The 15,299-nt window shown below is 59.7% G+C and carries 15 protein-coding genes and 1 tRNA gene; 2 read left to right on the forward strand and 14 right to left on the reverse strand.

The genetic code is table 11. The annotated features are described in order from the left end of the window. Positions 1-22 precede the first annotated feature (22 nt). From ACR0L9_RS16960 to ACR0L9_RS16975, 4 genes are read right to left on the reverse strand one after another with little or no spacing between them, the layout of a single operon-like run. Positions 23-544 carry a GNAT family N-acetyltransferase gene (locus ACR0L9_RS16960; protein ID WP_480896210.1) on the reverse strand — a complete coding sequence of 174 codons (522 nt, stop codon included), beginning with the start codon at positions 542-544 and terminating at the stop codon, positions 23-25. Next, complete coding sequence (locus ACR0L9_RS16965) at positions 541-1,017, reverse strand: DUF2948 family protein (protein WP_170408222.1); 477 nt, start codon at positions 1,015-1,017, stop codon at positions 541-543. The genes ACR0L9_RS16960 and ACR0L9_RS16965 overlap by 4 nt, the downstream gene beginning before the upstream one ends. Further along, positions 1,014-2,282, reverse strand: coding sequence for a UDP-N-acetylglucosamine 1-carboxyvinyltransferase (murA, locus tag ACR0L9_RS16970; protein ID WP_170398447.1), 1,269 nt, complete (start codon positions 2,280-2,282; stop codon positions 1,014-1,016). The genes ACR0L9_RS16965 and murA overlap by 4 nt, the downstream gene beginning before the upstream one ends. 6 nt (positions 2,283-2,288) lie before the next feature. After that, entirely contained in the window at positions 2,289-2,444 is a 156-nt protein-coding gene (locus ACR0L9_RS16975; protein WP_170425679.1) for a hypothetical protein, read from the reverse strand. 83 nt (positions 2,445-2,527) lie between these two features. Here ACR0L9_RS16975 and ACR0L9_RS16980 point away from each other — a divergent pair. Further along, a tRNA-Thr gene (locus ACR0L9_RS16980) sits at positions 2,528-2,602 on the forward strand. Positions 2,603-2,749: 147 nt separating this feature from the next. Here the strand turns inward: ACR0L9_RS16980 and ACR0L9_RS16985 are convergent. From ACR0L9_RS16985 to ACR0L9_RS17010, 6 genes are all read right to left on the reverse strand, one after another. After that, entirely contained in the window at positions 2,750-4,567 is a 1,818-nt protein-coding gene (locus ACR0L9_RS16985) for a BCCT family transporter (protein WP_170514568.1), read from the reverse strand. Positions 4,568-4,644: 77 nt separating this feature from the next. Continuing rightward, complete coding sequence (locus ACR0L9_RS16990; protein WP_480896212.1) at positions 4,645-5,655, reverse strand: Ldh family oxidoreductase; 1,011 nt, start codon at positions 5,653-5,655, stop codon at positions 4,645-4,647. Positions 5,656-5,668: 13 nt separating this feature from the next. Then, a complete protein-coding gene (locus ACR0L9_RS16995) occupies positions 5,669-6,298 on the reverse strand; it encodes a DUF3726 domain-containing protein (protein WP_480896215.1) in 630 nt (209 codons plus the stop codon). Beyond that, a complete protein-coding gene (locus ACR0L9_RS17000; protein WP_480896310.1) occupies positions 6,295-7,977 on the reverse strand; it encodes a hypothetical protein in 1,683 nt (560 codons plus the stop codon). Before ACR0L9_RS17000 ends, ACR0L9_RS16995 begins: the two co-directional genes overlap by 4 nt. Then, on the reverse strand, positions 7,977-8,954 hold the full coding sequence (locus ACR0L9_RS17005; RefSeq protein WP_170625438.1) for a membrane dipeptidase: 978 nt from the start codon (positions 8,952-8,954) through the stop codon (positions 7,977-7,979). Before ACR0L9_RS17005 ends, ACR0L9_RS17000 begins: the two co-directional genes overlap by 1 nt. Further along, entirely contained in the window at positions 8,954-10,396 is a 1,443-nt protein-coding gene (locus ACR0L9_RS17010; RefSeq protein ID WP_170566730.1) for an aldehyde dehydrogenase family protein, read from the reverse strand. The genes ACR0L9_RS17005 and ACR0L9_RS17010 overlap by 1 nt, the downstream gene beginning before the upstream one ends. 99 nt (positions 10,397-10,495) lie before the next feature. On the opposite strand from ACR0L9_RS17010, the gene ACR0L9_RS17015 reads away from it, so the two are divergent. Beyond that, the gene (locus tag ACR0L9_RS17015) at positions 10,496-11,368 is read left to right on the forward strand and encodes a LysR family transcriptional regulator (protein ID WP_480896217.1); all 873 of its coding nucleotides are present in this window, start codon (positions 10,496-10,498) and stop codon (positions 11,366-11,368) included. Between the two features lie 28 nt (positions 11,369-11,396). Here the strand turns inward: ACR0L9_RS17015 and ACR0L9_RS17020 are convergent, their stop codons facing one another. Genes ACR0L9_RS17020 through ACR0L9_RS17035 form a run of 4 tightly spaced genes read right to left on the reverse strand, consistent with a single transcriptional unit; the run spans position 11,397 to position 15,232 of the window. Further along, positions 11,397-11,642: a MoaD/ThiS family protein gene (locus tag ACR0L9_RS17020; protein WP_170408213.1), complete on the reverse strand. Its 246-nt coding sequence runs from the start codon at positions 11,640-11,642 to the stop codon at positions 11,397-11,399. Further along, positions 11,635-13,890 (reverse strand): xanthine dehydrogenase family protein molybdopterin-binding subunit, encoded by a 2,256-nt coding sequence (locus ACR0L9_RS17025; RefSeq protein ID WP_480896219.1) that lies wholly within the window; start codon positions 13,888-13,890, stop codon positions 11,635-11,637. Before ACR0L9_RS17025 ends, ACR0L9_RS17020 begins: the two co-directional genes overlap by 8 nt. After that, the gene (locus ACR0L9_RS17030; RefSeq protein WP_170613227.1) at positions 13,890-14,369 is read right to left on the reverse strand and encodes a (2Fe-2S)-binding protein; all 480 of its coding nucleotides are present in this window, start codon (positions 14,367-14,369) and stop codon (positions 13,890-13,892) included. Before ACR0L9_RS17030 ends, ACR0L9_RS17025 begins: the two co-directional genes overlap by 1 nt. After that, positions 14,366-15,232, reverse strand: coding sequence for an FAD binding domain-containing protein (locus ACR0L9_RS17035; protein WP_480896221.1), 867 nt, complete (start codon positions 15,230-15,232; stop codon positions 14,366-14,368). The genes ACR0L9_RS17030 and ACR0L9_RS17035 overlap by 4 nt, the downstream gene beginning before the upstream one ends. Positions 15,233-15,299: the final 67 nt, after the last annotated feature.

The raw sequence follows: 15,299 nt of genomic DNA on the forward strand, positions 1-15,299 counted from the left end.
CCGGGCCGGGTGGCCTCAACCCTTAGGCCACTGGTTGCAGCGATTTGCGCATCGGGAATTGGGGGATGCCGTGCCATTCCGTCGGGTCGCCGACATCATGCCAGCCGTGCGCCAGATAGAACGAATGTGCCGTTTTGGTCGCGTGCAGATGCGCCTCAGAGGCGCCACGTGCTTGCAGTTCCTCTTCCAACCGGTGCAGCAGCGCTGCTCCGAGCCCGCGCCCTGCGTGATCGGGATCGACATAGAGCAGAGATATCTCACCCTCGCCACTTATACCGCCCACGGCAGTAACCACTCCCACTTGCGTAGCGACCCAAAGGATTGCTCCACTATCGATCCAGTTTCGGACCGAAGCCGGATCCTTATTGGCAGACCAGCGGGAAAGGTTTCCGGGATTATCCAGATGATCCGCCCGACAGAGGTCACGGATCGATCGGATCAGAACACGGCTGATGTCGAATACATCAAACACGGTTGCCCGCCGCACCGCGATGCCGCGTGGCGGATTCGGGAAGGCCTGAGCGATGCCACGTTTATTCTTCACTCGGGGTGATGGGGCGCTTGTCCAGAAGGCGCCTTGTAGGGACGCGTCACATCCTTGAGCGTTGCATCGATGGCCTCAACCGACAGGCGGATCGCGCCGTCGCCTGCCAAGGTCAACAGGATTTGCCCCGCACCATCCTCGCTTGGCTCGAATTCGACCGAGAGCAGAGACAGGATCATGTCCTTGTCGCTGCGGTCGATGCCCTGACTGGCTACCGACAGAACCGAGCCGAACATCAAAACGGCCTGCACCCGCTCGTAGGCGCGACCGCGCCGGGCAGCGGCATCCTTGTCTTCCCAGCGAAAGCGATTGAGCAACAGCGCAAAGCGGCGCTGGCCGGGTTGCCATGTCATCTCGGTCACCGGGAAAACCGCATCCTGCGTCAGGGTCGCAATCACCTGGAGGTCATCGGCATCTTCGGCTCCAAGGTTCAGCGGTGCCTCGCGGCCGTCTTTGAAACTCGCGTCTGTCATTGACCTTTAATCCGTTCGATCTTTGCGCCCACGCCTTCCAGCTTGCGCACCACATGTTCATATCCGCGGTCCAAATGATAGACCCGACTGACAACCGTCTCACCTTCCGCCGCCATTCCGGCAAGGATCAGCGAGACCGAGGCCCTCAGGTCTGTCGCCATCACCGGAGCACCTTTCAATCGTTCGACCCCGGTTACGGTGGCCGTGCCGCCATGTACCTCGATATTCGCGCCCATGCGCACCAGTTCGGGCGCATGCATAAAGCGATTCTCGAAAATACGCTCTTCAAGCACGGACACACCCTCGGCAGTGCACATCAGCGCCATCATCTGCGCCTGCAGATCGGTCGGGAAGCCGGGGAAGGGTTCGGTGACCACATCGACCGAGGTCACACGCCCGTTCTTACGAGAAACTTTTAGCCCCTTGTCGGTTTCGGAAACACTGATCCCCGCCGCATCCAGCTTGGCAGCGAAGGATTCGACCAGCGACATGCGCCCGCCCAGCAGCTCAACCTCGCCTCCGCAGATCGCCGGGGCCAGCATATAAGTGCCCAGCTCAATCCGGTCGGTCACCACCTGATGGGTCGCGCCGTGCAGACGATCGACACCCTGAATTTCGATGGTCGAGGTCCCCTCACCTGAAATCTGAGCGCCCATCTTGCGCAAGCATTCGACCAGATCGACAATCTCGGGCTCGCGCGCGGCGTTTTTCAGCACCGTGGTGCCCTTGGCCAGCGTGGCGGCCATGACGATGTTCTCGGTCGCGCCGACCGAGGCAAAGCGCATCTCATGCACAGCGCCTTTCAGCCCGCCCGACGCCTTCGCGTGAAGATAGCCATCTTTAAGCTCGATCTCGGCGCCCAGCGCCTCAAGCCCTTCGACATGCAAATCCATCGGGCGCGCGCCAATCGCACATCCACCAGGTAGCGACACCACGGCCTGCCCCAGCCGCGCCAGCATCGGCCCCAACACCAGGTTCGAAGCGCGCATTTTTCGCACGATGTCATAATCCGCCGTGTGGCTGTTCAGGTCATGGCTGGACATCGCAATGACCTGACCATCCTGCAGCGAAGACACCTCGGCCCCCAGCGACCGCAGCAGCGCCGTCATGGTCTTGATGTCACTCAAACGCGGCGCATTGGTCAACGTCAGCGGTTCTTCGCTGAGCAAGGTCGCGGGCATCAGCGTCAGACATGCATTCTTGGCCCCCGCAATGGGAATCTGCCCGTTCAGCGGGCCATTGCCCGTTACCAGAATCGAATCCATTTGCTCTTATCCCTCGTCCTTGCCGGCTTTGTCCCCGGAGGTGGCTCGCGCCTTGGCCTGAGCCTTGCGTCGCGCCATATTCGCTTTTAGCGCCGCCTTTAGACGGTCTTCGCGCGTTTCCCCGGACTTGCCGTGTTTTTTAGGTGAATTTTTGTCTGCCATTGCCTTTCTCTACAGGAGTAGAAAAAAACCGTCCAGACACCCTTGCGCCGCGTTTCGTTTGAGTCTAATCACCCGCCCACAGCGCTGCTGTAGCTCAGAGGTAGAGCACTCCCTTGGTAAGGGAGAGGTCGAGAGTTCAATTCTCTCCAGCAGCACCATCTTCACGTCCGACATAATGCTTCGAATGGTGCACGATCACGTGGCGTCTCTGCCACTGGAATTTTCATTGAATTGAGTTGAAGTTGACGCGCGCAAAAGCGCCCGACGACAGCGGGCGGTTGCATCACAACCGCCCGTGCCTAGGTTTATTCCGCAGGTGCTGTGGTCTGCTTTTGCCTCAGACCATCGCGATAAAGCGCCTTGGCGAGCGCTATGCACATCAGGCCCATGACCATCGTAAAGGGTAGCGCACCGATGATCATCGCATTTCGCAAGGCGTCCATCGGATTGTTTTCACCCGCAGCGAGGATCAGAGCGCCAATCACCGCTGTCAGGATAAGGCCCCAGACGATCTTGTGCTTGTTACCGATGTTCTGATCTCCGCCAGACATGATGGTGTTCATCACCAGAATGCCCGAGTCCGCCGAGGTGACCAGGAAGGTCATGATCAGGATGACGCACATCACGGTGATGCCGGATAACAGCCCACCGGTGATCATCTCTTGCAAGGTAACAAACAGCTTGGCGGTGTTCGACGCCCCGATGATGGCGCCTTCGGCGGTGCCATTCAGTTCGAGATCGATCGCGGTGCCACCCAGAATGGTCATCCACGCAAAGCAGACCAGCGCAGGGGCAAAGACACAACCGATGATGAACTCACGCACAGAGCGTCCCTTGGAAATGCGCGCCAGGAACAGGCCGACGAACGGCGAAAACGCGATCCACCAGGCCCAGTAGAACGTGGTCCAGCCCGCTTGCCAGCCAAACTGCCGACCCGGATCACCTGCGGCGTAGACCGAAGCCAGAACAGATTCCGGCAGCGCGGCGGCGTCGCCTTCCAGGCCAGATTTGAACCCGTCAAACGATCCCCAAGGATTGGTCGCACCGGCATAAAGCGCATCGGCAAACGGCGCTGCTTCACTCGGCAGGGCAGCATCAAACGCCGCCGCCGATTGCGGATTGAAAGCACCAAAGCTGAGCGAAATGAAGTGCTGGATGTAATCGACAAATGCAGTTGCGTAAGTCGTCATCGCGAACAGGAACGACCCAAAGACAACAAAGACCAACAATAGGATCAGCGACAACACCAGGTTCAGGTTAGACAGGTACTTGACGCCACGACCAACACCAGAGACAGCCGAGATGATCGAGAGGCCCATGATCACAATGAGGCCAGCCAGCAGACCAACAGTGCTGGGGGCTGGTGCGTCACCGGTCAGATCCATCATCCATTCCATACCCGAAATGGCGTATAGGCCGTCGATGAACTGCGAAACCCCGTACCCGATGGTAACTGAAACACCCAAAATGGTTGCCACCACGCCCAGTACATCCACGACGTGGCCCAGGAAGCCGTTCATCAGCTTGCCGAACAGAGGTGTCAGCGCGGTGCGAATAGTCAGGGGCATGTTGCGCGTATAGGCGTAATAGGCCAGCGACAGACCGGTCACCACATAGATCGCCCAGGCGTGAAACCCGTAATGCAGGAAAGTGTAGCGATATCCCGACTGCAATGCGTCTTCGCTATTGCCGACGACATCGCCCGCGATGACAACCGGGTTCGATCCCCACAGCCCTAAAGGCTCAGCGGTAGCGAACACCATGAGACCGACGCCCAAGCCCGCGCCAAACATCATCGAAAACCATGAGAAATCCGAGAATTCTGGTTTTTCGCCCTCCGGGCCCATAAGCCGCTTACCGGTTTGCGGCAGCGCCGCCACGACAAACAGGAAAAAGACAAAAAAGCCGACAATAATGATATAGAAGGCATTGAAATCTTCCAGCAGACGCGAGTTCAGGCTTCCAAGAACTCCGTTTGCATTTGCGGGCCAGACAAGCGCCCAGATAACCAGCGCGACCATGATTGACTTGCTCAGCAAGGCAATCTCAACACTGTGCCCTTCATAAAACCCGCCCGAAGATCGCTTGATCTCCAGATCGGTAAAAGGTTCCTTCATAGACATGTGTTTCCTCCCTATTCGCACGTGTCCTGATTTCCAGAAAGATCTTCATGAGCGTCCCGGAGCTTCGCCATCGAGCCCTACGTCAGCAGAGCTTCTATTTTGTCGAGGGTCGCTACACTGACAGCCACACCATCGTTCTTGGCCACCAAACGCTTTGCCTGGCGGCCGTCACCGGGCAAATGTGCGCCGTTCTGAGATCGGATCGCTTCGACAAGATCGACAATTCTGGAAGAAAATGCGTCATCCGCAGTCGCAGAAGCGTCAATTGCAATAAAGAACTGGCCTGTTTTCGGAGGCCCACCGGCGGTTCCCGAAAAAGGTGAGGCGTGTATCCCAAGCGTGGCACCGGTCAGCGCTGCAGCCAAAACCTCGGTCATCAGGGCAACGCCAACCCCCTTGTACCCACCCGATGGGGCCATGGAACCCTTAAGCCCAACATTCGGGTCGGTCGTAGGGTTGCCATCTGCGTCCAACGCCCAGCCAACCGGGATTGGTTTGCCTTCGCGCGCGTGTTTCATGACCTCGCTTTTGGCGATGGTGCTGGCGCTTTGATCGATCAGTAATGCGGGTTGGCCGTCGTTTCCAGGGACCGCGATTGAAAATGGGTTGGTTCCGACCACCGGTTTGGCACCACCGGACGGCGCGATGGAGGCGGGCGCGTTGGTGAACCCAAGTCCCACAAAACCAGCCTGCGCCAGCCGGTAGGTGTGATACCCCAGAACGCCGCAGTTATAGCTGTTGCGGATCGCCAGCACCGCAACGCCCTGCGTGCGCGCCGCAGCGATCAATGCCTCGAACCCCGCGTCGATCGCCGTGTGGGCGAACCCGGTCACGGCGTCGACCGTCACTACGCCGGGGCGCGGCTGGGACAGCTGAGGGGTGGCCTGCCCATCTACCTTGCCGCACTGAACATGTTCGCAATAGATCGGGATATAGGCCAGACCATGGCTCGCCACCCCGTCCGCCTCGGTTGCGGCGGTTGCAATTGCCAATGGGCGCGCGTTTTCTTCGCTGGTGCCCGCGGACACCAACGCACGAAAAGAAAGATCCTCGATTTCAGCAAGGCTAAGGGTACGGGTTTCGATCATGTCGCTCTCTCATTCAGTCATTGTCGGACAGGCCAGCGCCGGCACCCAACAGTCGGGATTCTTCGGTAGCAGGCGCGTAGGTGCGATGGGCAAATCGGTTGAGGGTGTCCCAGCAAACCGGGTCCGGGGTTGCGCGGGTCACGTGCGGTCGAGGGGTGGTAAGTTGGCCGCCCAGCGTGATCTGGGTGTGATCAGAAAACGATGGCCAATCCTGCCCCGCCTCTAGACGATCGCCATCCGTTGCGGCCCTGAACAGATCGCACGTATGCGTGATCACGTTATTCTGGGCGCGTGCCGCCGAGGCTACGAAGGGCAGCAGAAAAACAGGTACTGCGAGCTTCTGGATACGTATGGGACCTGCGTGCAGCAGGTCAGACCGATCAGACAGCAAAGCGCCCGTGATGATCGGGCAAAGCACACCTTGCCCCGCCCAAGCCGACTGCATCTCAACCGGGCGGTGATTCTTGAGTGAGGCTGCCAGACCTTGCTCCAACAATTGCGCAAGGGAATTCGTGCCATCAATCCCGTGCGCGCATAGCCAACGTGTGGCTTTGCCGACCTCTTCCGCCAGTCCCCAGGGGTATCCGGCTCCGCGCGCGGCGCGTTTGGCCGTGGCTTCGACCTCATTCAGCGATACGTTCACGGTCCAAGCTCCGGATAGACCCACAGATCGGCAGTCTTGCTGCTTAACTCTTCGGGATAAGGCGCGCCAGCATACATGCAGATACGCACCCAGCGGTCTGAACGAGGATCGAAATGCGTGGCGCCAAAGAACGAGAGTTTGGCACGCAGCATGTCGATCGGCAGAACATCCGCGCTGATCGTGTTGTCGCGAATTTCGCCGTAAGGCGCGACGCGGCTCATTTGCGCGCGACGGATCGTGTGGCGGTGTTCAGGGTGTTCAAGTAGGAACTCGGCGATGGGTGCACCATCCGCCCATTCCGAAAGCGCGCTTTCGGCCAGAGCCGCGTCGCGCGCCGGGGCAAGCGGCTGTTCGTAGTCTGCAATCGGTTCGTCAAACCGCTCACCCAGCCGGGGCTCGAGCTTTTCCTCGGACACATACCAAGCGCGCGCGCAGTGTTCGGGCGCGTTCCAGTCCAGATCCATTGCCCAGCCAAAGCTGGCGCGGATCAGGTCGCGCACCGCGCCAACGGTCATCGTGCCATCAATCACATGCGCCGCTCCGTTGCTGTCTGCCATACAGCTGGTCAGCCCATCGACCAGTTCTCCGTAGGGTTCAAGGATCAGCGAGGCCAGCAACTCCTGCCCTTCTTCGCTGAGCGCAGCCTGAGACCACTTTATCAAGCGGTCCCAGGGCTGATTGCCCGTCAGATCGGTCTTGTCGAGATAGTCCGATATTGCGCACAAGTCAGCATTCAGCGCCGCGAGCTTTTCGATCTGGATTGGATGTTCGGACTTCCACCACGAGATCGACAATTTGCTACGGGCGAAGATGTTGCGAAACTTGGCCGCTTCTGCCTCTGTTGCGGTCTCAATGGACCGAACCCGCGAGATCGCCTCTTCCCGGACCATGATCCAGTTGTTGAACAGGATCGGGTGATTGACGATGAAAGGCGCCATACCTAGCCCGGTCGAATTGCCGATGCCCAGCCAACGCGCGATTTCCGGGTTCAACTCTGCGGTCTGGTCGCCACCCTTGGTGCGGGCCATATGTTGCACCAGATCGCGCACGAAGGTCCGCGTCAAGTAGACCGAAAGCATCTCGGCCTGAAATGGCGCGCTGACTTCGTCTCGGTCTGCAATCCTCTCACGATCTGCCGCGCCGAACTTGCCCGAGCCATACACGGCGGTTGTCCGCATCAGGTAACCGACCTTGTAAATCTGTTCGAGGTCGGGCTGCTGACCGGTGGCAAGACGATCCACAACATGTGCCCACAGACGCACCGAGCGGTTGGCGCGTGACAAGGACAGCTCGCTTTCGCTTACGCGCCCGGCCTCTTGCAGAGGTACGTTTTGCGAAAGCCGCTCAATGTCTTCCGGGTCAGGAATTCCGTCAAACAACGCAAAGGTCGCGTCCCATGCCTCGGCGATCACACGATCCGAGCGTTGCTCGGGTGGCAAATCATGGGCAAACGCCACCAACGAATAGCCGCGTTCCGGACCTTGTGCGGTGTAGACCGCGTGACCGACGCCCTTTTCATCAATCTGGAAGACTGGGCGGGTGAACGTCCAGTTTTCGGCAGCCATCCGACGGGTCAATTGCCGCATGAAACTAAGACGGCATTGATGCAACGATCCTAGACGGGACAGGCGCATCACAGTGGCCGGGTCGCGGCGTGCGATATGCGGGCTTTGGTCCATCATATGCCTTGTGGCCCAAAATTATCGGCAAAGAAGCGGTACCAGTTGCCGCCCATGATCCCCGCGACCTCGTCGGAGTTCATGCCAGTGGCGCGCAAGCCGGACTCGATGTTGCCGAAGTCGCGATTGTCACAAAACCAGCCCGGCATTGGCGGGAAACCGGGGGCCGAGGCCGAACCCTCGCCATAGTCGATCTGTTTTGTCCAGCGCCCCACGCGCATCCATTCAACCACACTGTCGGGCTGATCTTGACACAGGTCGGTGCCAATCCCCAGATGCTGGGCACCGTATTTCTCAGCCGTTCGGGCGATCATCTCACAGAAACTCTCCAACGTGCAGTCGGACTTGTCCTTGAGGTGATGAGGATAGACCGAAAAGCCCAGCATCCCACCATTTTCCGTCACCGCCCGGATCACCGCATCGCGCTTGTTGCGCAAAGCAGGTGACCATTCGTGCGGATTGGCATGGGTGATGGCAATGGGGCGCTCGGACAATTCCGCCGCTTCGATGGTCGACCGATCCGCCGAATGGCTCATGTCTACAACAAGGCCCACGCGGTTCATCTCTTTGATCACCTGCTTGCCCATGCGGGTGATGCCGGTGTCTTCGGCCTCGTAACAGCCGGTCGCCAGCAGCGACTGGTTGTTATAGGTCAGCTGCATGAAGCGGGCACCCAAATCATGCAGAATCTCGACCAGCCCGATATCGTCCTCGATGGGGCTGGGGTTCTGGAACCCGAAGAACACCGCCGTCCGCCCGGTTTTGCGCGCGATGTCGATGTCGCTGGCCCAACGGCCTTTCATGATCAGGTCCGGGTATTGCTCGAACCAGCGATTCCACTTCTCAAAGTTCAGAACGGTTTCACGGAAATTCTCATGATAAGCGATGGTGACGTGGATCGCATCCACGCCGCCTTCGCGCAGTTGGCGGAAAATCTTCTCCGACCAGTTGGCATATTGCAGCGCGTCGATACGCATCAGACGGGGCCTGCGCTGATATAGGCGGTCTTGACGGTGGTATAGAACTCTGCCGCTGCTTTGCCTTGTTCGCGCGGCCCGTACGAGCTGTCGCCGCGACCGCCAAAGGGTACGTGATAATCGGTGCCTGCCGTTGGCAGGTTCACGGTCACCACGCCGGTGCGGGCATTGCGGCGGAAGTGGGTGGCCCGTGCCAGCGATTTAGTCACAATGCCCGAGGTCAGGCCGAAATTGGTGTCGTTCACCACACTCAGCGCCTCGTCATAGCTGCCAACCTTGATGACGCTGGTCAGCGGCGCGAACATTTCCTCGCGGTTTATGCGCATGTCGTTGGTGGTGTTCAGGAACACGCCCGGCGACATGTAGAAGCCCTCATGCGGCATCTCTAGGCGCTGTCCACCGCAGGCCAGTTCGGCCCCTTCAGATTTACCCAGATCGACATAGGCGAGGTTCTCGCCTAGTTGCTGCTGGCTTACGACGGGGCCCATCTGAACACCTTCTTCCAGCGCGTGGCCAACTTTCATCGCCTGCGCGCCTGCGACGAGTTTCTCGACAAAAGCATCATGGATGCCTGCATGCACCACCAGCCGCGACGAGGCGGTGCATTTCTGACCGGTGCCGCCAAACGCGCCGCCCAATGCCAGCGAAACCGCCAGATCCAAATCCGCGTCGTCCATCACGGCCAGCGCGTTCTTGGACCCCATCTCCATCTGAACTTTGGTCAGGTTCTGGATCGCCGCCGCCGCGATGCCCTTGCCAACTGGAACCGAGCCGGTGAAAGAAATCGCGTTGACTTTAGGACTTTCGACCAAACGCTGCCCGATACTGCGGCCTGAGCCCATAACGAGGCTGAACAGACCTTTGGGAATGTCCTGCCGTTCGATGATTTCGGTCAGTGCCACGGCCGAGGCCGGGGTGATGTTCGCCGGTTTCCACACAACAGCGTTGCCATAGCACAGCGCGGGCGCAATCTTCCACGAAGCGGTCGCGGTGGGAAAGTTCCACGGGCTGATAATGGCGACAACACCCACCGCTTCGCGGCGCACGTCAATCTCGATGTCGGGGCGAACAGAGTCAGCGTTTTCCCCAATCTGCCGAAGACATTCAGCGGCGTAGTAGGTAAAGAACTGACCCGCTCGATAGACTTCGCCCTTACCTTCGGCCAGCGGTTTGCCCTCTTCCCGGCTGAGCAACGTGCCCAGTTCCTCGGCGCGGGTCATCAGCTCGTTACCGATGGCGTTCAGAACGGCCTGCTTACGTTCAAGCCCATAGGCAGCCCATTCAGCTTGCGCGATACGCGCCTGATCCAGCGTCGCTTCAAGTTGGTCGCTGCTGGCTTGCGCGAACATACCAACCAGGTCAGTCAAATCAGAAGGGTTGCGGTTTTCGATTTCGCTTTCGCCTGCCAGCCATTCGCCAGCGATCAGGTTCAGTTTGGTCACAATGCGCCCCAGAGTCAGAATTCGTTTGTCACAGGATGGATTTTCCGATGCACATCAGTCAAACTCAAATAACTTAAACAAACTTCAAGGAACCTGAAGTTGGCAATCAAGATTGAGATGCTGCGTTGCTTTTGCACGGTGGCCCAGACCGGGAACCTGTCCGAGGCCGCCGACCGCCTTGGTCGAACGCAATCAGCCGTCTCAATGACATTGAAGCAGCTCGAAGACCATCTGGGCAAAAAGCTGTTCGAAGGCGAGCGCAAGAACCAGCTTTCCCCGCTGGGTGAGCAGGTACTCGATCTGGGCTTGAGGCAAGTGCGCCAATTCGATCAGACCGTCCAGAATATCGAAGCCGCCGCGCTGGCTGAACAGGGTTTGATCCGGATCGTATCCGTCCCGTCGGTTGGCGCGTTGATCTTTCCACCACTATTGCACCACATGAGCAGCGAATCCCCCGGGGTGAAGATCGAGCTGCGCGACACCGACACTCAGCAGGTGTTGGATGCTATCGCTCAGGATCAGGCAGATATCGGAATCGCATCCGGGTATCACGCCCTGAACGGCATCCGAACCATTCCGCTATTTCAGGACTCCTTTGGATTGGTCGCGGCCTCGGATCATCCTCTGATCACACGCGCTGAACCGCTGACTATCCCCGACATGGCCACCGCGCCCTTTGTCCGAAACATGTTATGCGATCTGATTCAAACGCCGGCTTTCCATACGGCAATCAAAAACGCCGAGATCACAATTCACAACACGCATTCACTTATCACACTAGTGCGATCGGGCGAGTGGATCACGGTGCTTCCTCAAACCGTTGCCGAATTCTTGCCGGAGGCGGTGTCTTACCGCGCGATCACGGACCTTCACGACAAAAGGCAAGTGTATCTCTATGTCCGCGAGCGTTCGCGCTTCCAAGATCTGACCGAGCAGTGTTGCGCGTTCATCCTATCCCGTGATTTCGCGTGAGGGAGGGGGTCGATTAGACCTTTCGCCTTCAACCGCCCCTGAGACGCTGCATCAGATAAACCTCGGCACCTTCCGGAATCGGCTCGGACAGTCCGGTCGCGATGATGCGCCCGTCCAACGCCACCGAGACCCCAGCATCGATCGGTGCCTGCAGCCGGGGATGTATACGCACCAGTTCCTGCAGCAATTCGCCCGTGGTGGCGGCCTCAACCTCGACCACCTCGCGACCCCCGGTCAAAGACCGGAGGCTAGACCAGAGGTGGACCTCAACCATTGTCCTTGAGCGCGGCAAGAATGCGCGGCGGGGACATTGGCAGTTGCTTCAGGCGTACACCGGCCGCGTTGGAGACCGCGTTGGCGATGGCGGCCAAGGGCGGCACGATGCCGGTCTCTCCCACACCACGCACACCGAACGGGTGGCCGGGGTTGGGCACTTCGACAATCACCGTGTCGATCATCGGCAGATCGCTGGCGACCGGGATGCGGTAATCGAGGAAAATCGAGTTCTGCAAGCGGCCATCCTCACCATAGATATATTCCTCGTTCAGCGCCCAGCCAATGCCCTGCGCAGCTCCGCCCTGATACTGGCCTTCGACATAGGTCGGGTGGATCGCCTTGCCCGCGTCCTGAATGACCGTGTAGCGGGTGATGCTGGTCTTGCCGGTTTCCGGGTCGACCTCGGCATCCACGATATGGGTGCCAAAGGATACACCCGCGCCTTCCGGCGTAGCCTCGAAATGGCCCGAGATCGGGCCGCCGGTCGCGCCCATATGGGCGGTGATATCGGCCAGCGGGCGCGGATCGAAGTCACCGGCATTGGGGCCTGAGGGCACGGCACAACCGTTCTCCCATTTCACCGCATCAACCGGAATTCCCCAACTGGCCGCTGCGCGGGCACATAGCTGCTCGACCGCATGGCGCGCCGCCTTGATTGTCGCCAGACCCGAGGCATAGGTCACGCGACTGCCATGGCTTACGTCATTGTAACCCAGCGTTGCCGTATCGGCGACGGTCACGCGGATATTCTCGTAGGGAATGCCCAGAACCTCGGCCGCCATCAGCGCCATTGACGCGCGTGATCCGCCGATATCCGGCGTACCGACCATGACTTGGGCCGAGCCGTCCTCGGACAGTGCTAGAGATACTGAGGTCTCACCACCATGGTTGAACCAGAACCCACAGGAAATCCCGCGCCCTTGCCCCGGCTTCAACGGGGCCGAGTAATGCGGATGCGCCTTGGCGGCCTCAAGCGTTTCGACAAGACCTATGCGTTCATAGGTCGGGCCATAGCTGGCTTTGGTGCCTTCATGCGCGGCGTTTTTTAGGCGCACATCCACCGGGTCGAGGCCGAGTTGATTGCACAGCTCATCCAGAACGGATTCGACCGCAAACGCACCCATCGGAGCGCCTGGCGCGCGATAGGCGGCCTGTTTCGGGCGGTTGGCCATTACGTCATAACCGACCTGGCGAACGTTGGTCAGGTTGTAGGGCGCAAAGGCACACATGGCGGTCATGTCGCCCGGCGCACCCGGGAAGGCACCGCCCTGCAGGCGGAAGATGCCCTGGGCTGCCGTGATGGTGCCGTCCTTCTTCATACCGATCTTGATATCCATCGACGCCGATGAGGTCGGGCCGGTCGCACGGAACACCTCGGACCGGGTCATCACGATCTTTACGGGGCGGTTGGCCTTGCGGCTGAGCGCCAACGCAACCGGTTCGATGAACACAGTGGTCTTACCACCAAAGCCGCCCCCGATCTCAGACGCGGTCACACGCAGTTGTGAGGTTTCGATGCCCAGCAACGCCGCGCAGGTTTTCTGTGCGATCCAATGGCCCTGGGTGGTGCACCAAAGCTCACCTTTGCCGTCAGTACCCAGAGACCCCATGCAGGCATGAGGTTCAATGTAACCCTGATGGGTTGCTTCGGTAACGAAGCTGTCCTCAATTACCAGATCCGCCTCGGCAAATCCGGCTTCGACATCTCCGTGGCCGCTTTCGTGATAGCGCACTACGTTGGGGTGCATCCCCTCGGGCACCGAGTAGTCCGCCGCGCCTTCGCGGATGACGGGCGCGTCGGGGGCCATCGCCTTGTCCACATCTGTGACATGGGGCAAAACTTCATATTCAACCTCGATCAGCTTCAGCGCATCGCGTGCCGCCAAGGCTGATGTCGCTGCAACTGCTGCTACCGCGTGGCCGTCATACAGAGCCTTTTCGCCCGCCATGACATTTTCCAGCACGTTCCAGAATTCCCCTTCCAGCCCCGGCTTGAAGGGGACATCGGCGAAATCGGCGCGGGTAACAACGGCTTTGACGTCTTTGTGGGCCTCGGCCTTTGAAGCATCAATCTTGACGATCCGCGCATGGGCATGGGGTGAACGCAGGATAGCGCCATGCAACATGCCGGGGGCTGAGATATCCGCACCGAACTTGGCGCGGCCCGTCACCTTGTCCAGACCGTCAGGGCGGTCAGGGCGGGTGCCGACAAAGGTGAAGTCAGATTTGCGATCGTCCAGTGCCATTACGAAGCCTCCCGCATCTCAGCCGCCGTATCCATCACGGCGCGAATGATTTTGTCATAGCCGGTGCAGCGGCAGAGGTTGCCCGCCAGCCAGTACCGGGTTTCCTCTTCGGTGGGGTTGGGGTTCTTTTCCAGCAGCGACTTGGCCGCCACCAGAATGCCCGGGGTACAGATGCCGCATTGCAGGGCGGCATATTCGATCATCTTCTTCTGCAGCGGATGCAGGACGTCACCGTCCGCGATCCCTTCAACCGTTTCGATCTGCTTGCCGTCAGCCTCGACGCCCAACATCAGGCATGAACACACAAGACGGCCATCGACGCTGACCGAACAAGCACCGCAATCGCCGGTGCCGCAGCCCTCTTTCGCGCCGGTCAGGTTCAGCTTGTCGCGCAGACAGTCCAGCAGGGTTTCGCGCGGGTCGCAGAGGTATTCAACCGCGTCCCCATTCACGGTGGTGGATACGTGGAACTTGCTCATGCTTGTTCTCCCTTCGCGCGGGCATAGGCGATTTTCGCGGCGCGTTTAGCCAGAACGCCAGCAACTTCGGTGCGGAATGCAATAGTGCCGCGTTTGTCATCAATGGGGTTGCAGGCAGCCGAGGCCACTGCAGCGAGCGCGTCCAGCGCCGCGTCATCCAACGTGCTGCCGATAATCGCTTTCGCACAGTCTTCGACCAGCAGTACGGTCGGCGCGACAGCGCCCAGCGAGACACGCGCTTCGGTGATGGTATCACCATCCAGCCGCAAGCTTACGCCCACACCAACCACCGCGATGTCCATCTCGGTGCGCGGGATAAAGCGCAGATAGGCGTCACCGGCGTTGTCGCCACGCGCTGGAATGTTGACCGCCGAGATCAGTTCGCCTTTGGCCAGTGATGTCCTGCCCGGGCCTGTGGGAATGTCCTCAACCGCAACCTCGCGGGCGCCGTCCGGGCCGGTCACAGTGACCGTGACGCCCGCCGCAACCATCGCAGGCACCGAATCCGCTGCCGGAGAACCGTTGCACAGATTCCCGGTCAGCGTCGCACGCCCCTGTACCTGAGTCGATCCAATCAGGTCCATCGCCTCGACCACACCCGGCCAATCGCGGCCCAACGCGGCGTGCTCGCTCATCTCGGCGCCGGTCGCGGCGACGCCCAGCGTCCAGCTGCCATCGGCATTGCGGGTAATTTCGCTAACGCCATCGATCTTCTTGATGTCGATCAGCGTATCGGGCGTCACCAATTCCGAGCGCAACTGCACCAGCACATCGGTGCCGCCTGCCAGAAACCGAGTGATGCCCGTTGCATTTGCGGCCAGAGCCGACGCCTCGGCAAAGCTGGCGGGGCTGTGATAATCCATGAAAGTACCTCGCACCTGTTGATCAGGATAGACTGGGGTTCGCCGGGGACGTTAGTGCAGCAAGTCG

The sequence above is a fragment of the Ruegeria sp. I3 genome (genome assembly GCF_056532525.1).